20 protein-coding genes are annotated in these 25,448 nt (G+C 73.0%); 9 read left to right on the forward strand and 11 right to left on the reverse strand.

Annotated features, from left to right (window positions below):
* Positions 1-119: 119 nt before the first annotated feature.
* From ACIF8T_RS19535 to ACIF8T_RS19565, 7 genes are all read left to right on the forward strand, one after another.
* Positions 120-857, forward strand: coding sequence for a prepilin peptidase (locus ACIF8T_RS19535; RefSeq protein WP_400036605.1), 738 nt, complete (start codon positions 120-122; stop codon positions 855-857).
* A gap of 68 nt (positions 858-925) precedes the next feature.
* On the forward strand, positions 926-1,798 hold the full coding sequence (locus ACIF8T_RS19540) for an LLM class flavin-dependent oxidoreductase (RefSeq protein WP_400036607.1): 873 nt from the start codon (positions 926-928) through the stop codon (positions 1,796-1,798).
* 108 nt (positions 1,799-1,906) lie between these two features.
* Positions 1,907-2,704, forward strand: coding sequence for a class I SAM-dependent methyltransferase (locus ACIF8T_RS19545; RefSeq protein ID WP_400036609.1), 798 nt, complete (start codon positions 1,907-1,909; stop codon positions 2,702-2,704).
* A 759-nt stretch (positions 2,705-3,463) separates the two neighbouring features.
* Positions 3,464-4,237 (forward strand): isoprenyl transferase, encoded by a 774-nt coding sequence (locus tag ACIF8T_RS19550; protein WP_400036611.1) that lies wholly within the window; start codon positions 3,464-3,466, stop codon positions 4,235-4,237.
* A gap of 382 nt (positions 4,238-4,619) precedes the next feature.
* Positions 4,620-5,945, forward strand: coding sequence for a PhoH family protein (locus tag ACIF8T_RS19555; protein ID WP_400036612.1), 1,326 nt, complete (start codon positions 4,620-4,622; stop codon positions 5,943-5,945).
* Between the two features lie 400 nt (positions 5,946-6,345).
* Positions 6,346-7,068 carry a transglycosylase SLT domain-containing protein gene (locus ACIF8T_RS19560; protein ID WP_400036614.1) on the forward strand — a complete coding sequence of 241 codons (723 nt, stop codon included), beginning with the start codon at positions 6,346-6,348 and terminating at the stop codon, positions 7,066-7,068.
* Positions 7,069-7,222: 154 nt separating this feature from the next.
* Positions 7,223-8,563, forward strand: coding sequence for an AI-2E family transporter (locus tag ACIF8T_RS19565; protein WP_400036616.1), 1,341 nt, complete (start codon positions 7,223-7,225; stop codon positions 8,561-8,563).
* Between the two features lie 96 nt (positions 8,564-8,659).
* On the opposite strand, the gene ACIF8T_RS19570 is transcribed toward ACIF8T_RS19565, so the two are convergent.
* A complete protein-coding gene (locus ACIF8T_RS19570; protein ID WP_400036618.1) occupies positions 8,660-9,193 on the reverse strand; it encodes an alkyl hydroperoxide reductase in 534 nt (177 codons plus the stop codon).
* A gap of 3 nt (positions 9,194-9,196) precedes the next feature.
* On the reverse strand, positions 9,197-9,751 hold the full coding sequence (locus ACIF8T_RS19575; RefSeq protein ID WP_400036620.1) for a peroxiredoxin: 555 nt from the start codon (positions 9,749-9,751) through the stop codon (positions 9,197-9,199).
* A 140-nt stretch (positions 9,752-9,891) separates the two neighbouring features.
* Here ACIF8T_RS19575 and ACIF8T_RS19580 point away from each other — a divergent pair, with 140 nt between their 5' ends.
* Entirely contained in the window at positions 9,892-10,857 is a 966-nt protein-coding gene (locus ACIF8T_RS19580; protein ID WP_400036622.1) for a LysR substrate-binding domain-containing protein, read from the forward strand.
* Positions 10,858-10,912: 55 nt separating this feature from the next.
* Here the strand turns inward: ACIF8T_RS19580 and ACIF8T_RS19585 are convergent, their stop codons facing one another.
* From ACIF8T_RS19585 to ACIF8T_RS19605, 5 genes are all read right to left on the reverse strand, one after another.
* Positions 10,913-13,249 carry an FtsX-like permease family protein gene (locus ACIF8T_RS19585; protein WP_400036624.1) on the reverse strand — a complete coding sequence of 779 codons (2,337 nt, stop codon included), beginning with the start codon at positions 13,247-13,249 and terminating at the stop codon, positions 10,913-10,915.
* Positions 13,246-13,932 carry an ABC transporter ATP-binding protein gene (locus ACIF8T_RS19590; RefSeq protein ID WP_400036626.1) on the reverse strand — a complete coding sequence of 229 codons (687 nt, stop codon included), beginning with the start codon at positions 13,930-13,932 and terminating at the stop codon, positions 13,246-13,248. The genes ACIF8T_RS19585 and ACIF8T_RS19590 overlap by 4 nt, the downstream gene beginning before the upstream one ends.
* Positions 13,929-14,453 carry a PadR family transcriptional regulator gene (locus ACIF8T_RS19595; protein ID WP_400036628.1) on the reverse strand — a complete coding sequence of 175 codons (525 nt, stop codon included), beginning with the start codon at positions 14,451-14,453 and terminating at the stop codon, positions 13,929-13,931. The genes ACIF8T_RS19590 and ACIF8T_RS19595 overlap by 4 nt, the downstream gene beginning before the upstream one ends.
* Before the next feature lie 137 nt (positions 14,454-14,590).
* On the reverse strand, positions 14,591-14,839 hold the full coding sequence (locus ACIF8T_RS19600) for a hypothetical protein (protein WP_400036630.1): 249 nt from the start codon (positions 14,837-14,839) through the stop codon (positions 14,591-14,593).
* Complete coding sequence (locus ACIF8T_RS19605) at positions 14,836-15,774, reverse strand: SPFH domain-containing protein (protein WP_400036632.1); 939 nt, start codon at positions 15,772-15,774, stop codon at positions 14,836-14,838. The genes ACIF8T_RS19600 and ACIF8T_RS19605 overlap by 4 nt, the downstream gene beginning before the upstream one ends.
* Before the next feature lie 271 nt (positions 15,775-16,045).
* On the opposite strand from ACIF8T_RS19605, the gene ACIF8T_RS19610 reads away from it, so the two are divergent.
* Positions 16,046-18,373 (forward strand): transglycosylase domain-containing protein, encoded by a 2,328-nt coding sequence (locus ACIF8T_RS19610; RefSeq protein ID WP_400036634.1) that lies wholly within the window; start codon positions 16,046-16,048, stop codon positions 18,371-18,373.
* Positions 18,374-18,431: 58 nt separating this feature from the next.
* Here the strand turns inward: ACIF8T_RS19610 and ACIF8T_RS19615 are convergent, their stop codons facing one another.
* The 4 genes from ACIF8T_RS19615 to ACIF8T_RS19630 all read right to left on the reverse strand — a co-directional run bounded on the left by ACIF8T_RS19615 (position 18,432) and on the right by ACIF8T_RS19630 (position 25,300).
* Entirely contained in the window at positions 18,432-20,606 is a 2,175-nt protein-coding gene (locus tag ACIF8T_RS19615) for a SpoIIE family protein phosphatase (RefSeq protein ID WP_400036636.1), read from the reverse strand.
* 343 nt (positions 20,607-20,949) lie between these two features.
* On the reverse strand, positions 20,950-21,642 hold the full coding sequence (locus ACIF8T_RS19620; protein WP_400036638.1) for a DUF402 domain-containing protein: 693 nt from the start codon (positions 21,640-21,642) through the stop codon (positions 20,950-20,952).
* A gap of 83 nt (positions 21,643-21,725) precedes the next feature.
* Positions 21,726-23,132 (reverse strand): class II fumarate hydratase, encoded by a 1,407-nt coding sequence (locus tag ACIF8T_RS19625; protein ID WP_400036640.1) that lies wholly within the window; start codon positions 23,130-23,132, stop codon positions 21,726-21,728.
* Positions 23,133-23,629: 497 nt separating this feature from the next.
* A complete protein-coding gene (locus tag ACIF8T_RS19630) occupies positions 23,630-25,300 on the reverse strand; it encodes a fumarate hydratase (protein ID WP_400036642.1) in 1,671 nt (556 codons plus the stop codon).
* Positions 25,301-25,448: the final 148 nt, after the last annotated feature.

Consider the following 25,448-nt stretch of genomic DNA (forward strand, 5'->3'; position numbering starts at 1 on the left):
GTCCAGCCGCCTCCGTCCTCGCACCGCCGTTCCCGGCCGAACCTATCCGCGGGGAAGTGGGCCCCGCATGGGCCCAGGGACCCATGCGGGGACCGGTGCGCGGGCCGTACGGTCCCGGCGTGCGCGTACTCCTGCTCGTGACGGCCGCCCTGTGGGGCGCGGGTGCCGGTCTGCTGCTGCCCCGTGCCGCCCACCGCCTCTCGGTCGACGCCGGACGGCCGTGGAGCGACCGCTGCCCGGCCGGCCACGCGATCACCGGGGCGTTCGGCGGCTGGCTGGGCCGGCCGCGCTGCCGGGCGGGCTGCGGCCCGTACGGCCCGAGCACGCCCGCCGTCGCCCTGGTGACGGCCCTGGCGTGCGCCGCCCTGGCCGCCGCGACGGGCCCCCGCCCCGAACTGGCCGTCTGGCTCCTCACCGCGCCGGTCGCGGTCCTCCTCGCCCTGGTCGACCTGCGGGTGCACCGGCTCCCCGACGTCCTGACCCTGCCGCTCGCCGCCGGGACCGCCGCCCTGCTGGGCCTGGCGTCCCTGCTGCCCGGCGCGGCGGGCTCCTGGCCCCGGTCCCTGCTGGGCGCCCTCGCCCTGGGCGCCGGCTACCTGCTCCTCTTCCTCCTCAACCCCTCCGGGATGGGCTTCGGCGACGTCAAACTGGCCCTGGCCCTGGGGCTGCCCCTGGGCTGGTACGGCTGGCCGGTCCTGCTGACCGGCGCGTGCGCCGGCCTCGTCTACGGCGCCCTCTACGGCGTCACCCTCCTCCTGCTGCGCCGCGCGGACCGCAAGTCGGCGATCCCGCTGGGGCCGTTCATGCTGGGCGGGGCGTTCACCGCGGTGGCGGCGGGGGCCTTCGCGGCGGCCTGAGCCACGGAGGACCCGGCCCGTGACGAAAGCGGTTGTGCGGTGCCGCCGCGCGGGATAGGAAGACCGGCATGACCGCACTCGGCGCCATCCTCCGCCCCCAGCTGCCCCCCGAGCGCTTCCGTTCCCTGGCCCGGCTCGCGGACGGCACCGGACTCGACGAGCTGTGGCTGTGGGAGGACTGCTTCCTCGAAGGCGGCATCTCCTCGGCCGCCGCCGCGCTCGCCTGGACCGAACGGATCCGCGTCGGCGTCGGGCTGCTGCCCGTGCCGCTGCGCAACGTCGCCGTCACCGCGATGGAGACCGCCACGCTCCACCGCATGTTCCCCGGCCGGGCGTCCGTCGGCGTGGGGCACGGCGTGCAGGACTGGATGGGGCAGGTCGGGGCGCGCGCCGGGTCGCCCGTGACGCTGCTGCGCGAGTACGTCACCGCGCTGCGCGCCCTGCTCGACGGGGAGCGGGTCACGACCGGCGGGCGGTACGTCAGGCTCGACGACGTCGCGCTCGGCTGGCCGCCGCGGGGCGGTGCCGAGGTGCTGGTCGGCGCCGTGGGCCCGCGCACCGTGCGGCTGTCCGGCGAGGTCGCCGACGGCACGATCCTCAGCGAGGTCACCCCGCCCGAAGGGGTCCGCGAGGCACGCCGGCTCATCGACGAGGGCCGCCGGGCGGCCGGCCGCACCGGCCCCCACACGGTCGTCGCCTACCTCCTCACCGCCACCGGGCCCGGCGCCGCCGCCCGGCTGCGCGCCGAACTCGCCGCCAAGGGCCTCGCCGACGTCCCCGGCCTCGGCGTCGCCGGGGACGCCGCCGCCGTCGCCGAGGCCGTACGGCGGGTCGCCGAGGCCGGGGCGGACCGGGTGGTCCTGGAGCCGACGGGCGACGAACCCGACCCGGAGGGGTTCGTACGGTTCGCCGCCGAAGAGGTGCGGCCGCTGGTGCCGTGAGGCCCGTCACGGCCCCGCCGGGCACCCGGTGACCGGCACGGGCCGGGCGGGGACGGGCCGGGCGGAAATGCGGCGGCGGCCGTTCCCCGCCCCTGCCATGATGCCTCCATGGCCGAGCAGCGACAGCCGCACCGCACCTTCGAGGACCTCGTGGCCGAAGGCCTCTCCGTCCCCACCGAGGGCTGGGACTTCTCCTGGTTCGAGGGCCGGGCCACGGAGGCGCGCCCGTCCTGGGGGTACGCGGTCTCCGCGGCCGGGCGGCTGGCCCGCGCGGAGGCCGCGCTCGACATCCAGACCGGCGGGGGCGAGGTGCTGGACTTCGCGCTCGCCCGGGCGGCGCCCGGGCGGCCCCTGCTCACCGCCGCCACGGAGGGCTGGCCCCCGAACCTCGCCAAGGCGACCGCCCTGCTCCGCCCGCGCGGCGTCACGGTCGTCGCCTCGCCGGAGGACGCCCCGCTGCCCTTCGCCGACGGCGCCTTCGACCTCGTCGTCAGCCGGCACCCCGTCCGCCCCCGGTGGAACGAGATCGTCCGCGTGCTGCGGCCCGGCGGCACCTACTTCGCCCAGCACGTCGGACCGGGCAGCGTCTTCGAACTCGTCGAGCACTTCCTCGGCCCCCAGCCGGACGAGGCGCGCGAAGCCCGCAGTCCCGACCGCGAACGTGCCGGTGCCGAGGCCGCCGGCCTGGAGATCGTCGACCTGCGGGCCGAACGGCTGCGCATGGAGTTCCACGACATCGCCGCCGTCGTCCACTTCCTGCGCAAGGTGGTCTGGATCGTCCCCGGCTTCACCGTCGAGGCCTGGGAACCGCGGCTGCGCGCCCTCCACGAGCGGATCGAGGCCGACGGCCCCTTCGTCGCCCACAGCACCCGGCACCTCGTGGAGGCCCGCCGGGCCCGGGCCTGAGCGGGCGGGCGGCGGCCCGGTCGCCGCGTCGTCATCCGGAGGGCGGCCCGCCCGCGACCCCGCTCCCGGGGCACGTCCGGGGCGGGGCGATGCGCGTGAGCAAAGCCGCCCGGGGGCGCCGCGCGGTGGAGCGGGGCCGCGCGGCACCCGGCCTCCTGCGGGGGCACGGGGCGGTGCCGCGGGGTCAAGGGGGCGTACGCGGTCCGGTTCACCCGTCGGAGGGATGCCCGGCCCTCCGGCCGCGCGCTCCGCGCGGGGCGCCGCGGCCTCCGGTTTCCGGCCCGAATCGCCCCGTCGCCCTGGGATTCCGCCGTGATCCGGCCATGATTCCGCCAGGAACGTGCCCGGAACCGATCCTTCCGCACATATCGCGGCGTCGCCGGGCGGCTCCGGAGAGTAATTTTCCGGCGCTGATGCACGCAGCATCACTTACGAAGGGTTATGGTGGAAGCCCCCCCTCGGGCCGGTCCGTCTCCCCCCCACGGACCGGCCCGTTTTCTTTCCGCCCCCGCGTCGGGTCCGGGACGGGTCCGCGCCGGGGCGCAGGACCCTCCCGCGTCCCCCCTGGCTCCCCGCGGCCGCGTGCCGCCGCCCGGCCCCGCCCCCCGCGTCGGCCGTACGCCGCACCGGCTGGCCGTCCCCCGGGGCGGCGGGGGTAGGCTTCGCCCCCGGGGACTGCCATACGGACAGGGACCGCCCGCGGCCGCATCCGGGCCGCACGCCGCGGCCTGTCCGATCCGTACGGAGGGGCTCAATCACGTGAACCTGCGCGACAAGCTGCGCGGCCTGCTGGTCAGGCTGTACGCACGCCGGGTGGAAGGCCACCTGGACCACGCTCAGGTGCCCAAGCACATCGGCGTCATCATGGACGGCAACCGGCGCTGGGCGAAGGCCGCCGGTTCCACCACCGCCCAGGGCCACCGGGCCGGTGCGCACAAGATCGAGGAGTTCCTCGGCTGGTGCACCGAGACGGACGTCCAGGTCGTCACCCTCTGGCTGCTGTCGACGGACAACTTCGACCGGCCGCAGGAGGAGCTCGTCCCGCTGCTCGGCATCATCGAGGACGTCGTGCGCACCCTGGCCGCGGACGGCCGCTGGCGCGTGCACCACGTCGGCACCCTCGACCTGCTGCCGGCCGGGATGCAGCGCACCCTGAAGGAGGCCGAGGAGGCCACCGCGCACGTCGACGGCATAACGGTCAACGTGGCCATCGGCTACGGCGGCCGCCAGGAGATCGTCGACGCCGTCCGCTCCATGCTGCTCGACGCCCACGACAAGGGCCTGACGACGGAGGCGCTCGCCGAGGCCGTCGACATCGACATGATCGGACGTCACCTCTACACCGGCGACCAGCCCGACCCCGACCTGGTGATCCGCACCAGCGGCGAGCAGCGACTGTCCGGATTCATGCTCTGGCAGACCGCGCACTCCGAGTACTACTTCTGCGACGTCTTCTGGCCCGCCTTCCGCAAGGTCGACTTCCTGCGCGCGCTGCGCGACTACGCCGCCCGCCACCGCCGTTACGGCGGCTGACCCGGCGTTTCGGCCCCCGGCCGGCCCCGCGGCCGGCCCGGGCGGCACGGGGCGCGCGCGTCCCTCGGGCCGGGACGTCACACGGAGTTCACCGGGGCGCCGTCATATGCCGTGGCATGGCGGCGCTCGTTCGAGGGCATAACCCAGACAGGTCGACACCCGAACCACGGGTGTCGGATCTCAGCGGACGGCTCGGGGCCGTCCGCCCGGGAGGCCCTTTGCACCAGCCCGACCGTGCGGTGACCGCGCGGGAGACACGGCGGAGGGCCGGTTCTCGGCCCGCGCATCGGGGCCGTCGACCGGTCGGGATTTCTCCCGCCCAGCCCTGCCCGGCATTCCACTCCGTCGCTCCCCGACCTCATCCGAGGGGGTACGTCCTTCCGTGGTGACCAGCACAAAGCGCCACAAGCCAGACCGGCGCACCTATGTCCTCGACACCAGCGTCCTGCTGGCCGACCCGAACGCCCTGAGCCGCTTCGACGAGCACGAGGTCGTGCTCCCCATCGTCGTGGTGACGGAACTGGAGGCCAAGCGGCACCATCCCGAACTCGGCTACTTCGCCCGGCAGGCCCTGCGCCTGCTCGACGACCTCCGGGTGCGGTACGGCCGGCTGGACGCCCCCATTCCGACCGGGGACCTCGGCGGAACCGTGCGTGTCGAGCTCAACCACTCGGACCCCAGCGTGCTGCCCAGCGGGTACCGCCTGGGGGACAACGACTCCCGCATCCTCGCGGTCGCCCGCAACCTGCAGGCCGAGGGGTTCGACGTCACCGTCGTGTCGAAGGACCTGCCGCTCAGGATCAAGGCGTCCTCCGTGGGGCTCCTCGCCGAGGAGTACCGCGCCGAACTCGCCATCACGGACGCCTCCGGCTGGACCGGGATGTCCGAACTGACCCTGTCCGGCGAGCAGGTGGACATCCTCTTCGAGGAAGGGCGCATCCACGTGCCCGAGGCCGCCGGCCTGCCCGTGCACACCGGTCTGACCATCCAGTCCGAGCGCGGCAAGGCGCTCGGCCGGGTCACGCCGGACGGCAGCGTCCGCCTGGTGCGCGGCGACCGGGAGGCGTTCGGCGTCAAGGGGCGCAGCGCCGAGCAGCGGATCGCGCTCGACCTGCTGCTCGACCCCGACATCGGCATCGTGTCGATGGGCGGCCGGGCCGGCACCGGCAAGTCGGCGCTGGCGCTGTGCGCGGGTCTGGAGGCGGTCCTGGAGCGCCGTCAGCACGAGAAGATCATGGTCTTCCGGCCGCTGTACGCGGTGGGCGGGCAGGAGCTCGGCTACCTGCCCGGCAGCGAGGCCGAGAAGATGAGCCCCTGGGCGCAGGCGGTCTTCGACACGCTGTCGGCGGTCACCAGCCGCGAGGTCATCGAGGAGGTCACCGCGCGCGGGATGCTGGAGGTCCTCCCGCTCACGCACATCCGCGGCCGCTCCCTGCACGACGCGTTCGTCATCGTGGACGAGGCCCAGTCCCTGGAGCGCAACGTCCTCCTCACCGTGCTGTCGAGGATCGGGGCGAACTCCCGGGTCGTCCTCACCCACGACGTGGCACAGCGGGACAACCTGCGCGTCGGGCGCTACGACGGCGTCGTCGCCGTGGTGGAGAAACTGAAGGGGCATCCGCTCTTCGCACACGTGACCCTGACCCGGTCCGAGAGGTCCCAGATCGCGGCCCTTGTGACCGAAATGCTCGAAGACGGTCAGGTCTGACCGAACTCCTCCGAATGCGGAGCCGGCACGCGAAAGTTGGCGCCGTCCGAAAAGGCGTAGAGCCTAGCCGGGCGGCGCTTTCGCGTCTGCCGGTTTCCTGAATTCACGGGGGCCAAACGGGGTGTGAGCTTTCACACGCAACATGAGATTGCCTTGCGGCGTCCCGGTGCGGCAGAGTCTCACTCCTGTCAGGCCCCGCATACGACACACCTGTACCCCCAGCGCGGTACGGCACCACAGGAACACACCAACTCCATAGCGCTGTCGTATGCCGCCCGAGTCACCACGCGGCGCTCCCCTCGCGGGAGTTCCCACCGGGCCCGCGCCTCCCGTGACCCCGTAGTTGGGGAGGCCAGTGCCAGGGGCACGATTGCGTCCGCCAGGGTCACCGAAGCGGGCGATGCTGGAAGGAAACCGTGTGAGCCGGATCTCGGTCCGGGGATTCGCAGTGGCCTCGGCCACGGCGGTCACCGCTGTCGGAAGCGTCGTCGGCGTTGCCTCGGGCAGCACCGCGCAGAACAACGACGCCGAAGCGACGGCAACGGGCACCACGCTGCTCGCGGACATTCCCGCCGGACAGCAGGCGCAGGTGCAGACCGCGTCCCTGACGCAGCAGGCCGACGCCCAGGCCATCGCCGCGGACGCGAGCGCCAAGAAGGACGCCGAGGAGGCCGCCCGCAAGGCCGCCGCCGAGACGGCCATCGCCAAGAAGGCGGCCGCCGAGAAGGCGGAGCAGGCGGCGAAGGAAGCCAAGGAGCGCGCCGAGGCCAAGGCCGCGGCCAGCCGTGAGGCGGCCCGCGAGGAGCTCAACGTCGCGGTCAAGGGCTCCTACAGCATCGCCGAGATCCAGGCGATGGCCCGTCAGCTGGTGCCGTCCGGCCAGTGGCAGTGCTTCAGCAACATCGTGGACCACGAGTCCGACTGGAACTACCGCGCCGTCAACCCCTCTTCGGGTGCCTACGGCCTCTTCCAGGCCCTGCCGGGCTCCAAGATGTCGTCCGTCGGCGCCGACTGGCAGACGAACCCGCTCACGCAGATCAAGTGGGGCCTGAACTACATGAACGAGCGCTACGGCAGCCCGTGCGGCGCCTGGTCGTTCTGGCAGGCCAACCACTGGTACTGAGCCCGTCCTGAGCTCCGGGGGCCGTCGGGCCCCCACCCCGCACGACCTCGGCGCAGCCCCTCTCCGTCCCACGGCGAGGGGCTTTCGCCATGTACGGTCGGACGGACGGCTCCAGGGGGGAGTGGTGCGGAGAGACGGGGGAAGAGGACGGATCATGTCGCGAGTGCCAGGGTGGCTCGGCCGGGTCGGGTCCCGACTGACCGAGATGAGCGAGCGGTTGGACGAGCGGCGCGCCGAGGTGGAGCGGGAGCGCGCCGAGTCCGACGCGTCCCCCGACCCGTCCGTCGACCGGGTGCCGCCGCCCCCCGACTACGCGCCCGCCGTCTCGCCCCGGCCCGATCCCGCGCTGGCCGTGCCGTGGGGGATGCGGGTCGCGGCCGAGGCCGGCTGGCGGCTGCTGGTGCTGGCGGGCACGCTCTGGGTGCTGATGCGGGTCATCAGCGCCGTGCAGCTGCTGGTGCTGGCGTTCGCGGCGGCGCTGCTGATCACCGCGCTGCTCCAGCCGACCGTGGCGCGGCTGCGGCGGCACGGGGTGCCCCGGGGGCCGGCCACCGCGCTGACGGCGATCCTCGGGTTCGTCGTCATCGGGCTGATGGGCTGGTTCGTGACCTGGCAGGTCATGGAGAACATCGACAACCTCTCCGGCCAGATCCAGGACGGCATCGACGAGCTGCGCAACTGGCTGCTGAACAGCCCGTTCCACGTCACGGACAAGCAGATCAACGAGATCGCCAAGAACCTGCGCGAGGCGGTCGGCGCGAACACCGACCAGATCACCTCCGCGGGCCTGGAGGGCGTGACGGTCGTGGTGGAGGCCCTGACGGGCATCCTGCTGACCGTCTTCTCGACGCTGTTCCTGCTCTACGACGGCCGGCGCATCTGGGAGTGGACGCTGAGGCTGGTGCCGGCGGCGGCACGGCCCGGGGTGGCCGGCGCCGGGCCGCGGGCGTGGCGGACGCTGACGGCGTACGTGCGCGGCACGGTGATCGTGGCGCTGATCGACGCCATCTTCATCGGGCTCGGGATCTACTTCCTCGACGTGCCGATGGCCGTGCCGCTGGCGGTGTTCATCTTCCTGTTCGCCTTCATCCCGCTGGTGGGCGCGGTGGTGTCCGGGGCGCTGGCCGTCGTGGTGGCGCTGGTGACGCAGGGCGTGTTCACGGCCGTCATGACGCTGGTGGTCGTGCTGGCGGTCCAGCAGATCGAGGGGCACATCCTCCAGCCGTTCATCCTGGGCCGGGCGGTACGGGTGCATCCGCTCGCGGTCGTGCTGTCCGTCGCGGCGGGCGGGATGGTCGCCGGGATCGGCGGGGCGGTGGTCGCGGTGCCGCTGGTCGCGGTGACGAACACGGTCGCCGGGTACCTGCGGGCGTACTCGCAGGAGGCGGCGGTGCGGCACGCGCCGAAGCCGCGGGGGTCCACGGCGTCGGACGCGGCGGTGAGCGCCGGCGAGGCGCCGCCCGCCCCCGCCCCCGCGCCCGACGCGGCCGGCTGAGGCGCCCCCGCCCGGACCCCGCCGCACACGCCGAAGGGCCCGCCCACCGAAGCGGTGGGCGGGCCCTCGGCCGTGCGAAGGAGACGTGGCGGCGGGTTACTCCGCCAGGACCGCCTCCGCGTCCAGGGTGACGGCGACCGCCTGGACGACGGACGCGATCTTGAAGGACTCCTGGATGGTCTCCCGCTCGACGCCGGCCTTGCGCAGGACCTGCTCGTGGGAGTCGAGGCACATGCCGCAGCCGTTGATGGCGGAGACGGCGAAGGACCACAGCTCGAAGTCGACCTTGTCGACGCCCGGGTTGCCGATGACGTTCATCCGCAGGCCCGCGCGCAGGGTGCCGTACTCGTGGTCCGACAGCAGGTGCCGGGTGCGGTAGAAGACGTTGTTCATCGCCATGACGGCCGCGGCGGACTTGGCCGCCGTGTACGCCTCCGGCGAGAGGTTCGCCTTCGCCTCCGGCTCCAGCTCACGCAGCACGATCGGGGAGCGCGACGCGATGGCCGTCGCCAGGACCGTGCCCCACAGCTGCTGGGCCGGGAGGTCGGAGTTGCCGATGACCGAGCCCAGGTTGAGCTTCAGGTCCTTGGCGTAGTCCGGTATGCGGGACTTGAGGGAGTCGAGGGACATGTCTCACTCACCCGCCAGCAGCTTGACCGGGTCGAGGGTCTCGTCGCCCTTGGACCAGTTGCACGGGCAGAGCTCGTCCGTCTGGAGCGCGTCCAGGACCCGGAGGACCTCCTTGGGGTTGCGGCCCACGGAGCCCGCGGTCACCATCGTGAACTGGATCTCGTTGTTCTGGTCCACGATGAAGACCGCGCGCTTGGCGAAGCCCTCCTCGTCCTCGATGCCCAGCGCCCGCATGAGCTCGTGCTTGGAGTCCGCCATCATCGGGAACGGCAGGTCGCGCAGGTCGTCGTGGTCCTTGCGCCAGGCGTGGTGGACGAACTCGGAGTCACCGGAGAAGCCGAGGATCTGGGCGTCGCGGTCGGCGAACTCCTCGTTCAGCTTGCCGAAGGCCGCGATCTCGGTCGGGCAGACGAAGGTGAAGTCCTTCGGCCATGCGAAGACGATCTTCCACTTGCCCTCGTAGGTCTTGTGGTTGATCGTCTCGAACTCCTTGCCCTTCTCCAGCGAGACACAGGCGGTCAGTTCGAATTCGGGGAACTTGTCACCGACAGTGAGCACTAGCTCTCCTTGCAGCGCAGCGAAGAAACACCCGCTTTTGGCGGGTGTTTCCCATGGGTTGGACGAGCATGATCGTGACACAGCCCGCATTGATCAGGGAAATAGCTACACTCGGTCGGGTTGATTGGAGGTGGTTATTAGTGACTGTCGGTAACGTGGCTCATGTCGGCAAGCGCCGCCAGCCCAGTCTCGCCCAGTTGCGCGCCTTCGCCGCCGTCGCCGAGTGCCTGCACTTCCGGGACGCCGCCGCGGCGATCGGTATGAGCCAGCCCGCGCTCTCGGGGGCCGTCTCCGCGCTGGAGGAGACGCTCGGGGTCACGCTGCTGGAGCGCACGACCCGCAAGGTGCTGCTCTCGCCCGCCGGCGAGCGGCTCGCCGTCCGGGCCCAGGCGGTGCTGGCGGAGGTCGGGGCGCTGATGGAGGAGGCGGAGGCCGTCCGGGCGCCGTTCACCGGGGCGCTGCGGCTCGGGGTGATCCCGACCGTCGCGCCCTATCTGCTGCCGACCGTCCTGCGGCTGGTGCACGACCGCTATCCGCTGCTCGACCTCCAGGTCCACGAGGAGCAGACCGCCTCGCTCGTCGAGGGGCTCACCAGCGGACGGCTCGACCTGCTGCTGCTCGCCGTGCCGCTCGGGGTGCCGGGCGTGGCCGAACTGCCCCTGTTCGACGAGGACTTCGTCCTCGTCACGCCGCTCGGCCATCCGCTCGGCGGGCGGGAGGGGATACCGCGGGAGGCGCTGAAGGAGCTGCACCTGCTGCTGCTCGACGAGGGGCACTGCCTGCGCGACCAGGCCCTCGACATCTGCCGGGAGGCCGGGCGGGAGGACGCGCCCGTCACCACGACCGCCGCGGGGCTCTCCACGCTCGTGCAGCTGGTCGCCGGCGGCCTGGGCTGCACCCTGCTGCCGCGCACCGCGCTGCGGCTGGAGACGTCCCGCAGCAGTCAGCTCCTCACCGGCTCCTTCGCCGACCCGGCCCCCACCCGCCGGGTCGCCCTGGCGATGCGGACGGGGGCCGCGCGCGGCGGGGAGTACGAGGAGCTGGCGGCCGCGCTGCGCCAGGCGCTGCGGCCGCTGCCCGTACGGGTGGTGAACGGCACGGACTGAAGCCGCCCGGGCCCCGGGGACCGCTGTGGCCCGGGCCCTCGCCCGGCCGCGCGGGTCATTCGCCGCGCAGTCCCTCCGGGCGCATCATGCGCCACAGCGGCGGCAGGCTGAGCAGGGTGACCAGCAGGATCACGGCCGTGCCGATGCCGGTCATGGACGCCACCGCCGTCCAGTCGAAGTCGACCGGGCGGCCGACCATCTGCTGCAGGACCGCCCCCAGGGCCAGACCGGTGACGCAGGCCAGGGAGAGTCCGAGCCCGATCGGCACGGCGGTCTGCCACAGCACCGACAGGCTGAGGGTGCGCCGCCGGGTGCCGAAGGCGACCAGCGCCGACAGCAGCTTCCTGCGCTCGCGCAGCTGCTCCATCTGGGAGACGAACAGGCTCGCCCCGATCAGCAGCAGCACGGCCGCCGAGCCGATCACCAGCCCCCGTTCGACCGCCGCGAACCGGTCGTTGACCTGGAACGCCGTCAGGGACATCGGCACCAGCATCACGTGGCCCCGGGCCGCCGCGTTGCGCGCGTACTCGCGGGCGTCCGGCACGGCCGGGTCGAGCGTGACGAAGGTGGTGGAGCGGACGCTGCGCAGCGCTCCGCCGGGCAGGGCTCCCGGGGTGACGATCAGGCCGCTGAGCCGCGCCCCGGTGGGGTCCGGACGGGAGCCGACCCGTTCGATCCGCGAGGGGAGCGTCCAGGCGACCGCCGCGGTGGTGTCCTCGTCGCCGTCGCTGGGCGGATCGACGTAGACCTTCTGGCCCGGCTCCGGGGCCTTGTCCGGGTACTCGGCGCTGGGCGGGAGCAGGAAGGCGTCCCCGTCGGCGCACGTGCCGAGCTCGGCGACCTCGCGCAGGGAGGCGCAGTCGCCGATCGTCACCGAGTAGGTGACCTCGGCGTTCCGGGCGCGGTCGCCGAGCGAGGTGCTGCCCAGCGTGGTCGCCCGCTCCACGCCCTTCGCCGAGGCGATGGTCCCGGTGATGGCGGGCATGTCCGCGTACGGCACCTGGGACGGGGCCAGCACCTGCATCTGCGCGCGGTCGAGGTCGGCTCCGGTCTGCCGGGTGTAGCCGTCCTCGACACTGCTGAACAGCGACTGCAGGGCGATGGCGCCCGCCACGGCCACCGCGATCCCGTTGACCGGGCGCACCGCGGTGCCGCTGCCGAGCTGGAGCCGCCGCACGGCCAGCTGCCAGGCCACCGGCCCCCCGCCGAGGCGGGTCACCACGACCTCCACCAGCCAGGGCAGCAGCGCCGTGACACCGACCAGCAGCAGCACCACGCCACCGGTCACCTGCCACTGGTCGAACTGTTCGCCGTCGCCCCGCCCGGTCAGCGGGGCCAGCAGGCCGAGGCCCGCCAGCGGCATCACCAGACGCCACCACAGCCTGCGCCGCGCCGGCTTCGCCGCACGGACCACCCCCAGCGGCTCGACCACCACCGCGCGCATGGCGAGCAGGGTCACCGCGACCGACGCCAGCGGCACCGCGACCACGACCAGGAGGGCCAGCAGCGGGCTGAGCGCGATGTCGGCCGGGAACATGCGCGTCTCCATCATCGGGAAGTCGGCGGCGACGGGCCGCCCCCCGAGGAACAGCGCCAGGCCGACCAGGATGCCGAGCAGCGCGCCGCCGAGCGCTTCGCCGGCCGCGACCCTCCGGGTCGTCGCGGTGTCCGCGCCGACCAGCCGCAGGGCGGCCAGCCGCCGGTCGCGGCGCTCGCCGCCGAAGCGGACGGCCGCGGCGATGAACACGACCACCGGCAGCAGCAGGACCACGAAGACGACCATGACGAGCAGCAGCAGGACCGGGTCCCACGGCTCGGCGGGCTGCGGGTGGCCGAAGCCCTCGATCCGCGTCACGAAGTCCTGGCCCGCCCGGAGTCCGTCGTAACCGGCCCAGTAGGCCAGCTCGTCGGGGCCGAGCAGTCCCGCGTCGGCGATAGTGCCGACCCGTTCGTACGGCAGGCGGGGCTGGAGCAGCCGCTTGCCCTCGGCCGTGTCGAGCAGGGCGGCGAGCGCGGGGGAGACCACCATCTCGCCGGGCGCGGGGAGTTCGGACAGCCCGGGCGGAACCGGTGGCCGGGACCCCTCGGGACGCACCAGCCGGCCGTAGACGTTCTTCTCGCGGTAGGTGCTGTCGGTCTGCGAGACGAGCAGGGTGGAGTCCGTGGCCCGCTCGGCGGTCACGTAGGTGCTGCGGGCGTCCTCGCGGTCCCCGCGGGCCTCGATCGCGCCCGGCACGGCGGTGGTGAACAGCAGCAGCGCGACGCCCAGCCCCACGCCGACGGCGGTCAGGACCGTGCGGACCCAGCCCTCCCGGCCGCCCGTGACGGAGAACCGGGCACCCATCACGAGGTCCTGCACCCAGGAGGTGCCGCGCGGCGCGCCGGTGCTCATATCGCGCGCTCCATGTCCCGGGACCTGCCGTCGCGCACGACGATCTCGCGGTCGGAGTAGGCGGCCACCCGCGCCTCGTGCGTGACGAGGACGACGGCGGCGTTGGTGGACCGGGCGGCGTCGGTGAGCAGTTCCATCACGCGCTCGCCGTTGAGCGAGTCGAGCGCGCCGGTCGGCTCGTCGGCGAACAGCACCCGCGGACCGGTGACCAGCGCGCGGGCGACCGCGACCCGCTGCCCCTGGCCGCCGGAGACCTCCCCGGGCCGCTTGCCGCCCACGTCGCCGACCTCCAGCCGCTCCATCCAGGCCAGGGCGGCCCGCTCGGCCTCCTTGCGGGGGCGGCCGTTCAGCCGCAGCGGCAGGGCCACGTTCTCCACGCAGGTCAGTTCGGGCACGAGCTGCCCGAACTGGAACACGAACCCGAACTCCGAGCGGCGCAGCGCGCTGCGCTCGGCGTCGCTCATGGCGGACAGCTCGCGCCCGGCGTAGGTGATCGTGCCCTCGTCGGGCGTGACGATCCCGGCGAGGCAGTGCAGCAGGGTCGACTTGCCCGACCCGGAGGGCCCCATCACGGCGACGACCTCGCCGGGGTGGATGGAGAAGTCGGCGCCGTCCAGCGCCGTGGTCGGACCGTAGGTCTTGCGCAACCCCCGGGCCGCGAGCAGGGAGCCGGCGGGCGTCATGCGGTCACCGCCGCACGGAGCTTGTCGAGGCGCGCGGCGGTCAGTTCCAGCCACCGCAGGTCCGCCTCCAGGTGGAACAGGGCGTGGTCGCAGATGAGCTGGTCGGCCAGGTCGCCCTTGCGCTTGCGGTCGGTGAGGACGCGCATGCTGCGCAGGTGCTCGGAGCGCTGGGTGTCGAGGATGTCGGCGGCGTCCCGGTGGGTGAGCAGGGCCAGGACGACCTTGGTGTACAGGGTCGACTGGAGGTAGGGCTCGGGCTTCTCCGGCGTGGCGAGCCAGCGCTCGACGTCGGTGACGCCGGCCTCGGTGATGGCGTAGCGCTTGCGCTCGGGGCCGTCGCCGGCCTCGATGGCGTCGACCTCGACGAGGCCGTTCTTCAGCAGGCGGGACATCGTCGAGTAGACCTGGCCGTAGTGCAGCGGCCGGTCGTGACCGAACTTCGCGTCGAAGGCCCGCTTGAGGTCGTAACCGTGGCGCGGACCGGACTCCAGGAGTCCCAGGAGAGTGTGACCGATGGACATGCGGAGCACTGTACACACTGTGTATACGCGCCATGTATACGTCGCGTGCGCAGGGCGTGGCGGTGGGTGCGGCCCCGCAGGTGGGGGCCGATTGTCACGGTTCTGTCACCGCCGCCCGGGACGGCCGGCGGTGACCGTCACGGCTGCTCGGGAGGGGGCGCGGGCGGCCGTCCGCGCCGCGGGATCGGTCCGGCCTCGCGCGGCAGCCGGCCCGCCTCCGCCAGGGCGCGCCGCAGCAGGAACTCGATCTGCGCGTTGGCCGACCGCAGGTCGTCCGACGCCCACCGGGCGAGCGCCTCGTACACCGACGGGTCGAGCCGCAGCAGCACCTGCTTGCGCTGCTGCGGCCGGCGCTGAGGGGACGGGCCCTCGGAAGGGGCCGTCACTGGTAGAGGGTCCCGGTGTTGAGGACGGGCTGGGCCGCGCGGTCCCCGCACAGCACCACCATCAGGTTCGACACCATCGCCGCCTTCCGCTCGGAGTCCAGTTCCACGATGTCCTGCTCGGCGATCCGGGCGAGCGCCAGCTCCACCATGCCCACGGCGCCCTCGACGATCTGCCGCCGCGCCGCGACGACCGCCCCGGCCTGCTGCCGCTGGAGCATCGCCGAGGCGATCTCGGGAGCGTACGCCAGGTGCGTGAAGCGCGACTCGATGATCTGCACGCCCGCCGCCTCGACGCGCGCGTGCAGCTCGGCGGCGAGCTTCTCGGTGATCTCCTCGGCGTTGCCGCGCAGCGACAGGCCGTCCTCCTCGTGGGCGTCGTACGGGTACTCGATGGCGATGTGCCGCACGGCCGCCTCGGTCTGGGTGCTGACGAACTCGACGTAGTCGTCGACCTCGAAGGTGGCCTGGGCGGTGTCCTCGACCCGCCACACCACGACCGCGGCGAGCTCGATGGGGTTGCCGTAGGCGTCGTTGACCTTCAGGACGGCGGTCTCGTGGTTGCGCACGCGCGTCGAGATTTTGGTGCGCGAGGTGAACGGATTGACCCAGCGCAGGCCGTCCTGCCGGATCGTGCCCCGGTACCGGCCGAAGAGCTGGACGACGCGGGCCTCGCCCGGCGCCACCATGTTCAGCCCGCACATGGCGAGGAAGGCGGCGAGCGCGACCAGCACGCCGGCGGCGATCAGCGCGGCCTTGGCGCCGGTCGCGGAGACCGCCGCGGCGGCCGCCACCACCGTGCCCGCCCCGGCCAGCAGCCCCGCCAGGCCGAGCAGCAGCGCCAGCCCGCCGCCGATGCTGTGCGCCGGGTACTCCCGCACGCGCGGGGCCGGCATCTCGGGCACGTCGGCCGTGAGCTGGGAGTCGTGTGTGGACATGGAGGTCCCCCCGTTCTCGTGGACACCCGTGCGCGAGGGCGTACGGCATAGCGTCCATCTAGCTAAGTGATATCACTTTAACGGTTCCTGACAACCTTGCGCACCTCCCGGGCGTCGGTTCCTTGGGGGCGGGTGCTGATTGTCACGTCCGTAAAAGGCCGGATCGGCAGCCCTTTGTCATATCTTCCGGTGTTAGCTTTCTGAGCTGACCTGAGCGGCGAACCTGTGTGACAGGTGCGCACGAGCGAGCGAAGCGGAGCGGATCGGACCCATGGGACGAGCGGAAGAGAGACGCGCGCGACAGAGCGCCGGCCGCCGCGCGGCGCCCAGGCGCTCGTCCGGGACGCCGTCGGCCGGTGCCGGAGGCCGGGCCGCGGCCCGCCGGGCGTCCCGGCGCGGCGGGAGGAGCGGCATACGCGGGCTGTTCACCTGGAAGAAGGTCCTCGGCACGTTCTTCGGGCTGTGCCTGCTGGGCATGGGCGCCTTCGTCGTGCTGTACATGGTGATCGACATCCCCGAGGGGAACGCCGACGCCAAGCGCCAGAGCAACATCTACAAGTACGCCGACGGCACGATGATGGCCCGCGACGGCGAGGTCAACCGCGAGGTCGTGGACCTGTCCAAGGTCCCCAAGGCCGTCCGGTACACCTTCGTCGCCGCCGAGAACAAGACCTTCTACAAGGACGCCGGCGTCGACCTCAAGGGCACCGCCCGCGGCGTGCTCAACACGCTCGCGGGCCGCGGCGCGCAGGGCGGTTCGACCATCACCCAGCAGTACGTCAAGAACTACTACCTGACCCAGGAACAGACCGTCACGCGCAAGCTGAAGGAACTGGTCATCTCGCTGAAGCTGGACCGGGAGAAGTCCAAGGACTACATCCTCGCCGGCTACATCAACACCAGCTACTACGGCCGCAACGCCTACGGCATCCAGGCCGCCGCCCAGGCCTACTACCGCACCGACGCCGAGAACCTCACGGTCGCGCAGGGCGCCTACCTCGCCGCGCTGCTCCAGGCCCCGAGCCAGTACGACTGGGCGGTCGCCTCCAGGACCGGCAGGGCCCTGGTGACGGACCGCTGGAACTACGTCCTGGACAACATGGTCGAGGAGGGCTGGCTGGACGCGGCCGAGCGCCGGGACATGAAGTTCCCGGTGCCCGAGGAGCCCAAGGGCGACCCCGGCCTGGAGGGCCAGAAGGGCTACCTGGTGGAGGCCGCCAACGCCGCGCTGGAACGGCAGCTGATCGCCGAGGGCGCCGCGGCCGACGCCAAGGAGGCCGAGGGGATGGTCAAGGCCGGCGGCTGGACCATCACGCTCAACGTCGACAAGAAGAAGCAGACGGCGCTGGAGAAGGCCGTCCGGACCCAGCTCACCAGCAAGCTGGACCCCGACAAGCGCGACGTCGACGCCGACGTGCAGGCCGGCGCGGTCTCCGTCGACCCCAGAACCGGCCGGGTCCTGGCGATGTACGGCGGCGTGAACTACCTGGAGCACTGGACGAACAACGCCACCCGAGACGACTACCAGCCCGCCTCCACCTTCAAGCCGGTGATCCTCGCCGCGGCGGTGGAGGCGGACGCCACCACCCAGGACGGCGACCCGATCACCGCGGACACGGTCTACGACGGCACCAGCGAGCGCCCGGTCGTGGACAACGGCCGCGAGGTCGGCTTCGCCCCCGAGAACGAGGACGACCGCTCCTACGGGGACATCACCGTCCAGACGGCGATGAACAAGTCCGTCAACTCCGTCTTCGCGCAGATGGGCGTGGACGTCGGCATGACCGAGGTGGTCGACGTCGCCGGCAAGCTCGGCATGGAGACCGAGGGCATGGAGGCGGTGCCCGCGCAGACCCTGGGCTCCATGGGCGCCAGCCCGCTGGAGATGGCCGGCGTCTACGCGACCCTCGACAACCACGGCAAGAAGGTCACCCCGACCCTCGTGAAGTCGGCCGAGCACCTGAGCCGCACGGTGACGATGCCCGACCCGATCGGCGAGCAGGTGATCAGCCGCGAGGCCGCCGACACGGTGACGTCGGTGCTCACCGGCGTGGTCGACGACGGCACGGCCCGGACCTCCGTGCGCGACAACCCGCTGCGCGACGGCCAGCAGGTGGCGGGCAAGACGGGTACGTCCGACAACAACAAGTCGGCCTGGTTCACCGGCTACACGCCCGATCTGGTCACGTCCGTGGGCCTGTTCGGCGAGGACGCCAAGACCCACGCCCAGGTCCCGATGTACAAGGCGGCCGGCGAGCCCCGCATCAACGGCGGCGGCTTCCCGGCGAAGATCTGGGCGGCGTACACCTTCGGCGTCCTGGACGACATCAGCGAGTTCGACCTGGACACCAAGCAGGGCGCGGCCGTCGAGCCGACGTGGACGCCGACGGTCACCGAGGAGCCGACGACCGAGGAGCCGACCGAGGAGCCCACGACCGAGGCCCCCACGTCCGAGCCGCCGCCGACGACCCCGTCGCAGAGCCCGACGACGCAGACCCCGTCGCAGACACCGACGACGCGTCCCTCGACGACGCCGACGACGGCATCGCCGACGTTCGGCATCCCGGAGGAGCCGCCGGAGCCGGACGAGGAGGAGTAGACGCGCGGGGGCGCCCGGTGCACACCGGGCGCCCCCGCGCGTTTCCCCGAGCCGGGTGTCAGGTGTGGTTCAGCTCGAACCACACCACCTTGCCCGTGCTCAGCCGGGTCGCGCCCCACCGCCGGGCCAGCCGGTTCACCAGGTACAGCCCGCGGCCGCCCTCGTCCGTGGCGCGCGCCTGCCGCAGCCGGGGCAGCTGCGGCACGTCGTCGCCGACCTCGCAGCGCAGCACGTCGGTGCGCAGCAGCCGCAGGGTGACCGGCCGGGTCGCGTACCGCACGGCGTTGGTGACCACCTCGCTGACCAGCAGCTCGACGGAGTCGCTGAGCTCCTCCAGGCCCCAGCGGGCCAGCGCCCGGCGGGCCAGCCGGCGGGCCCGGCCGGGAGCGGCGTCCTCCGGCTCCAGGAACCAGTACGCCACGTCGCTCGGGGCGATCCCGTCGAAGCGGGCGGCGAGCAGCGCGATGTCGTCGTCCCGGTCGCCCGGGCCGAGCATGTCGAGCACCTCGTCGCACAGCGCTTCCAGGGGCGGCGGGTGGTCGGGGCCGGTGAGCTGCGCGGTCGCGGCGAGTTTCTCGCGCAGCTGCTCTATGCCGGTCCACACGTCCCGCAGCCGCGACTCGACCAGGCCGTCGGTGTAGAGCAGCAGCGTCGCCCCGGCGGGCGCGTCCAGCTCCACGGCCTCGAAGTCGACCCCGCCGACGCCGATGGGGGCGCCCGCCGGCACCCGCAGCACCTCGGCCCGGCCGCCCAGGTGCAGCAGGACGGGCGGCGGATGGCCCGCGTTGGCGATGGTGATGCGGTGCGCGACCGGGTCGTAGACCGCGTAGAGGCAGGTCGCCATGCGGTCCACGCCGAGCCGCTGGGCCTGCTCGTCGAGGTGGTGCAGGACCTCCTGCGGCGGCAGGTCGAGCCCGGCCAGGGTCTGGGCGGTGGTGCGCAGCTGGCCCATGATGGCGGCCGACGTCATGGAGTGCCCCATCACGTCGCCGACGACCAGGGCGACCCGGCTGCCGGGCAGCGGGATGGCGTCGTACCAGTCGCCGCCCACCCGCGCGGTCTCCGCGGCCGGCAGGTAGCGCGAGGCCAGCCGCACGCCCGTGGGACGGGGCAGGGTCTCGGGCAGCATGGTGCGCTGGAGCTCGTCGGCGATGTAGGCCTCACGGCCGTACAGCACGGCCTTGTCGATGCCGAGCGCGCTGTGGGTGGCGAGCTGTGCGGCGACCAGCAGGTCGTCGGCCTCGAACGCGGCGCGCTCCGGGCGGCGCAGGAACAGCGCGGCGCCGATCACCCGGCGCCGGCCGCGCAGCGGGGCGAGGATCGCGCGCTGCCCGCCGGGCACGGCGAACGCACCGCCGTCGCCCAGCAGTTCGGGCAGCGCGGCACGCGCCGCGGGGGCGTCCGTGAACACCGGGCGCACCCCCCGCAGCACCTCCGCGAGCGCGCTGCCGGACCGCACCTCGCACAGCTCGCTGCCGACCGCGTCCAGCTCGGACGGCTCCGGCTGGACGGCCGGCATGAAGCCGTTCTCGGTGTCGCGCTCGGCCGGGATCCGGTCGGTGCGGCGCAGCCGCAGCACCAGCGGCCCGGTGGGCCGCTCGTCGCCGACCGGCAGCGGATCGCGCAGGTAGACGAGGATCGCGTCGGAGAAGGTGGGCACGGTGGCCCGGCACAGCCCCATCACGATCTCGTCCAGGTCGATGCCGCGGGCGATCCGCCGGGTCGCGGCGCCCACGAACCTCAGCCGGTCGCCGTCGCGCCGCATGGGCGTGGGCCGGCCGGGCGGCGGGGTCTGCCCGGTCCGCCGGTCCGTCCCGTCCGGGCCCGGCTCCGGCCGGTCCTGGTCGCCGGCCGGCTGCGCCGGGATGCCCTCGGGCACCGGCCGCGGCCGGTGGGCATCGGGCTCGGCGGTCTGCTCGGCACCCGGCTGGGAGTGCTCGGAGGCGGGGTTGCTCGCGGGATTCATACCGTCCATGCCCTTGCCGCAGGGGGTGGGGGCGCCCGTCGCGACCGCGCCTGCCGCCGGGCCCTGCCTGGTCGTACCCGGAGACGTCGTCGTGCCCGGGCCGGTCGTCTCACCGCCGGAGCGGGACTGTGCGGGTAAGGCGGCCGCGCCGGGCGCGTGCACCGGCGCCGGGGTACGCACGAGCGCCCCGCGGGACTCCGCGGGGTCGACGCCCGGCTGGGGGCGTTCGAAGGAGGTCGGCTGCTCCGTCACGCGTGTCGCATCCATCCGTCCGGGGCCGCGCGCCGTGCGCGCAGTACGTCCCGCCGAGACTCCGATACCCGCAATACGTGCCCCGGGAACGGAATTCCCGCGTGGCCGGAGGTCGTCGCCGTGCCGCCGGCGCACCGGCCGCGGCGCCGGGGCCCCGCGGCGGACGGCGCGACCGCTCCGCGCCGGGCGGCGGGACGCGCCCCGCGGGCCCCTCCGGCGTTCCCCTCGTACCCCTCGCTCACGTCCTGCCGCCCCTCGGTGACGATCGGTCAAGCCTCGTGCGTGCTCCGGTAGTTGCCGCCGCGCGCCCTTGCGGAGGACGATCCTACGTTTCTCGCCCGGGGGCGCATCAAGAGTCTCATGAGGACACGCGCGCGGGCGTACGGTCCCAGTCCTCCGGCAGTGACGGTACCGCCCAGGACGGGTCCGGGCGCCAGTGCTGCCAGCCCTGCGAGAACGGCGGTCCCCAGGCGCGGATCACCTCCACCGCGGCCCGCCCCGCCGCCCGCACCCGCTCCGCCTGCCGGTCGTCCATCAGCCCGTCCCGCAGGGCCTGCGCGAACTCGTCCTCGTCCCGCCAGTGCCAACTGCGGTCCGGGTGGACGGAGATGTCCAGGAAGTGGTCCTCGGAGTCGACGCCGCCCTCCCAGCGGGCCAGCGGCTCCTCCAGGTTCACGTACCAGTTCTTGAACCGCCAGCCCGGCTCCCAGAACAGCCACACCGACCACGGCTCGCCGGGCCGGGCCAGCTTCAGCACGCCCGTGCCGAACCACCGGTCGCGCTGCACGGCGCGCGGCTTGGTGTAGCGCGTCGCCAGCGGCTCCAGGTGCACGGGCGTGCCGTCGGCCAGCACCGGCTTGACGCACTCGGTGCCGGGCGCCAGCCACACGGCGAGCAGGTCCGCGTCGTCCCGGACGACGGTGACGGGACGCGCGATGTGGAAGCGCGCTCCGCCGTTCTCCCGGTACCGCCACAGGATCCGTGTCCCGGGCGCCCAGAAGCCCGCCGCACCGCCCGTCGCCACGCGTCTCACCGCTCCGCCGTCTGCCATGCACAGATATTAGGTGTCCCAGACATACGACGCTGCGGCACGCGTCACGGTTCACGCGCCGGGCGGGTCGGCGCCGCCGCCCGTCACGGGCGTGTCATCCGCAGGACGTCCAGCGCCTCGTCGAGCTGCTCCTCGGTGAGGTCGCCCCGCTCGACGTAGCCGTTCTCCACCACGACCTGACGGATCGTCTTCCGCTCGGCCAGCGCCTTCTTGGCGACCTTCGCGGCCTCCTCGTACCCGAGGTACTTGTTGAGCGGGGTGACGACGGACGGCGAGGACTCGGCGTACTCCCGGGCCCGTTCGCGGTCGGCGGTGATGCCGTCGACGGCGCGGTCGGCCAGCAGCCGGGAGACGTTCGCCAGCAGCCGGACCGACTCCAGCACGTTCTTGGCGATGACCGGCAGCATGACGTTGAGCTCGAAGTTGCCGGCGGCTCCGGCGGTGGCCACGGTGGCGTCGTTGCCGACGACCTGCGCGCAGACCATGAGCACGGCCTCCGGGATCACCGGGTTGACCTTGCCGGGCATGATGGACGAGCCGGGCTGGAGGTCGGGGAGCGCGATCTCCGCGAGGCCGGTGCGGGGCCCGGAGGACATCCACCGCAGGTCGTTGGCGATCTTCGTCAGCCCCACGGCGACGGTCCGCAGCTGGCCGCTGGTCTCGACGATGCCGTCCCGGGCGCCCTGCGCCTCGAAGTGGTCGCGCGCCTCGGTCAGCGGCAGCCCGGTGACGCGGGCGACCTCCTGGATGACGGCCGCCGAGAAGCCGGGCGGGGTGTTGATGCCGGTGCCGACCGCGGTGCCGCCCAGGGGCAGCTCGGCGAGCCGGGGCAGCGAGGACCTCAGCCGCTCGACGCCGTAGCGCACCTGGGCGGCGTACCCGCCGAACTCCTGGCCCAGCGTCACGGGCGTGGCGTCCATCAGGTGCGTGCGCCCCGACTTCACGACGTCGGCGAATTCCCCGGCCTTGCGCTCCAGCGCGGCCGCGAGGTGCTCCAGGGCCGGGATCAGGTCGCGGGTGACGGCGGCGGTGGCCGCGATGTGGATCGACGAGGGGAAGACGTCGTTGGACGACTGCGAGGCGTTGACGTGGTCGTTGGGGTGGACGTCCCGCCCCAGCCGCTCGCTCGCGAGCGTGGCGACGACCTCGTTGGTGTTCATGTTGGACGAGGTGCCGGACCCGGTCTGGAACACGTCGACGGGGAAGTGCTCGTCCCACATCCCGGAGGCGACCTCGCGGGCCGCCTCCTGGATCGCGCCGGCGACCTCCTCGTCGAGCACCCCCAGCTCGGCGTTGACCTTGGCCGCCGCGCCCTTGATCAGGGCCAGCGCCTCGATGTGCGCCCGCTCGATGCGCTGCCCGGAGACGGGGAAGTTCTCCACCGCCCGCTGGGTCTGGGCCCGCCACTTGGCGTGCGCCGGGACGCGCACCTCGCCCATGGAGTCGTGCTCGATCCGGTACTCGGTCGCCTTGTCCTGCTCGTCGGTCATCGACGATCACCTCCACGTCTGACAGCGTCCGCGACGCGACCCCTGTTCCCCGTGGAGGTGACCCGTCACCGCCCGGCCGCGCGGGCCCCGGACCGCACACCGGAACGGACGTGGCGGCCGGCGCGGGCGCCGGGTCCCGGAAGAAGCCGTACGGCCTGTCCGTCCGGCGGCACGCGCGGCCCCCGGGGGGAGGGGGCGGGCAGGGGCGGCGGGGACGGGACCCGTCCCCGCCGCACCCGAGGCACTACCCCAGGCCGGGGCCGCGCACCGGGATGCTGGTGAACGTGGGCGCCGGGGGGGCCTGGAAGAAGTCGTTCGACTTGTTCGTCCGACGGCACCACTCAGCCGGTCCGGCGTTTGAGGACGAGGCCCTTCGGGCCGATTGGGGGTCCAGGGGGCGGAGCCCCCTGGGCGGGGTCGAAGGGGCGGCGGCCCCTGGGGATGGGACGGGTAGGGGCGGCGGGGGCGAGACCCGTCCCCGCCGCACGCCGGAGGCGTTACGCCAGGCCCGGGCCCCGTACCGGAATCGAGGTGAACGTCGGGGCCGGGGCGGGGTCCTGGAAGAAGTCGTTGCCCTTGTCGTCGACGACGATGAACGCCGGGAAGTCCTCGACCTCGATCTTCCAGACGGCCTCCATGCCGAGCTCCTCGTACTCCAGGACCTCGACCTTCTTGATGCAGTCCTGGGCGAGGCGCGCGGCCGGGCCGCCGATGGAGCCGAGGTAGAAGCCGCCGTGGGCCGCGCAGGCGTCGGTGACCTGCTTGCTGCGGTTGCCCTTGGCGAGCATCACCTTCGAGCCGCCCGCCGCCTGGAACTGCTCGACGTAGGAGTCCATGCGGCCGGCCGTGGTCGGGCCGAAGGAGCCGGACGCGTAGCCCTCGGGGGTCTTGGCGGGACCGGCGTAGTACACCGGGTGGTCCTTGAGGTACTGCGGCATCTCCTCGCCCGCGTCCAGCCGCTCCTTGATCTTGGCGTGCGCGATGTCGCGGGCGACGACGAGCGGGCCGGTGAGCGACAGCCGGGTCTTGACCGGGTACTTCGTCAGCTCGGCCAGGACGGCGTCCATCGGCTGGTTCAGGTCGATCTTCACGACGTCGGAGGACTCGTCCAGCTGCTCGTCCGTCGTGTCGGGGAGGAACCGCGCCGGGTCCGTCTCCAGCTGCTCCAGGAAGACGCCCTCGGCGGTGATCTTCGCGACGGCCTGGCGGTCGGCCGAGCAGGAGACCGCGATGGCCACCGGGCAGGAGGCGCCGTGGCGGGGCAGGCGGACCACGCGGACGTCGTGGCAGAAGTACTTGCCGCCGAACTGCGCGCCGATGCCGATCCTCTGCGTCAGCTCGAAGACCTTCTCCTCAAGCTCCTTGTCCCGGAAGCCGTGGCCGAGCGGCGACCCCTCGGCGGGGAGCTCGTCCAGGTAGTGCGCGGAGGCGTACTTCGCGGTCTTCAGCGCGTACTCCGCGGACGTGCCGCCGACCACGATCGCCAGGTGGTACGGCGGGCAGGCGGCCGTGCCCAGCGAACGGATCTTCTCCTCCAGGAACTTCATCATGGAGGCCTCGTTCAGGACGGCCTTGGTCTCCTGGTACAGGAACGACTTGTTGGCCGAGCCGCCGCCCTTCGCCATGAACAGGAACTTGTACGCGCCGCCGTCGGTCGCGTACAGCTCGATCTGGGCGGGGAGGTTGGAGCCGGTGTTCTTCTCCTCCCACATGGTGAGCGGAGCCATCTGCGAGTAGCGCAGGTTGAGCCGGGTGTAGGCGTCGTAGATGCCGCGGGACAGGGCCTCCTCGTCCCGGCCCTCGGTCAGCACGTTCTGCCCGCGCTTGCCCATGACGATCGCCGTGCCGGTGTCCTGGCACATCGGGAGCACGCCCGCCGCCGCGATGTTCGCGTTCTTCAGCAGGTCCAGGGCGACGAACTTGTCGTTGGAGCTCGCCTCCGGGTCGTCGATGATCCGGCGCAGCTGCGCCAGGTGCGCGGGCCGCAGGTAGTGCTGGATGTCGTGGACGGCCTCCTCGGCGAGCTTGCGCAGCGCCTCCGGCTCCACCTTCAGGAACGTCCGCCCGTCCGGCCCCTCGACCGTGGAGACACCCTCCGAGGTCACCAGCCGGTAGGGGGTGGTGTCCTCCCCCAGGGGAAGCAGATCGGTGTACGCGAACTCAGGCATCTCGCCCATTCCTCACTCGACAGACGGCCGCTGGCCTCCATTGGCAGCGCCCACCAGCGTAGGACCTGCCCCGGACGGCTCCTCTGTGAGGTTGTCCTCAGTTGTCCCGAGTGAGGGGTAGTCGCGATCTATCGCGTTTCGGTACGCT

This window comes from Streptomyces sp. NPDC085946 (genome assembly GCF_044540485.1).
Lineage (GTDB): Bacteria > Actinomycetota > Actinomycetes > Streptomycetales > Streptomycetaceae > Streptomyces.

Bases quoted from the DNA above. Each gene is read 5' to 3' on its own strand.
- ACIF8T_RS19620 (WP_400036638.1), bottom strand. From the start codon at position 21,642: ATGGCAGACGGCGGAGCGGTGAGACGCGTGGCGACGGGCGGTGCGGCG.
- ACIF8T_RS19560 (WP_400036614.1), top strand. From the start codon at position 6,346: ATGCTGGAAGGAAACCGTGTGAGCCGGATCTCGGTCCGGGGATTCGCA.
- ACIF8T_RS19610 (WP_400036634.1), top strand. From the start codon at position 16,046: ATGGGACGAGCGGAAGAGAGACGCGCGCGACAGAGCGCCGGCCGCCGC.
- ACIF8T_RS19590 (WP_400036626.1), bottom strand. From the start codon at position 13,932: ATGACGCCCGCCGGCTCCCTGCTCGCGGCCCGGGGGTTGCGCAAGACC.
- ACIF8T_RS19615 (WP_400036636.1), bottom strand. From the start codon at position 20,606: ATGGATGCGACACGCGTGACGGAGCAGCCGACCTCCTTCGAACGCCCC.
- ACIF8T_RS19630 (WP_400036642.1), bottom strand. From the start codon at position 25,300: ATGCCTGAGTTCGCGTACACCGATCTGCTTCCCCTGGGGGAGGACACC.
- ACIF8T_RS19585 (WP_400036624.1), bottom strand. From the start codon at position 13,249: ATGAGCACCGGCGCGCCGCGCGGCACCTCCTGGGTGCAGGACCTCGTG.
- ACIF8T_RS19570 (WP_400036618.1), bottom strand. From the start codon at position 9,193: ATGTCCCTCGACTCCCTCAAGTCCCGCATACCGGACTACGCCAAGGAC.
- ACIF8T_RS19565 (WP_400036616.1), top strand. From the start codon at position 7,223: ATGTCGCGAGTGCCAGGGTGGCTCGGCCGGGTCGGGTCCCGACTGACC.
- ACIF8T_RS19605 (WP_400036632.1), bottom strand. From the start codon at position 15,774: ATGTCCACACACGACTCCCAGCTCACGGCCGACGTGCCCGAGATGCCG.
- ACIF8T_RS19545 (WP_400036609.1), top strand. From the start codon at position 1,907: ATGGCCGAGCAGCGACAGCCGCACCGCACCTTCGAGGACCTCGTGGCC.
- ACIF8T_RS19540 (WP_400036607.1), top strand. From the start codon at position 926: ATGACCGCACTCGGCGCCATCCTCCGCCCCCAGCTGCCCCCCGAGCGC.
- ACIF8T_RS19625 (WP_400036640.1), bottom strand. From the start codon at position 23,132: ATGACCGACGAGCAGGACAAGGCGACCGAGTACCGGATCGAGCACGAC.
- ACIF8T_RS19595 (WP_400036628.1), bottom strand. From the start codon at position 14,453: ATGTCCATCGGTCACACTCTCCTGGGACTCCTGGAGTCCGGTCCGCGC.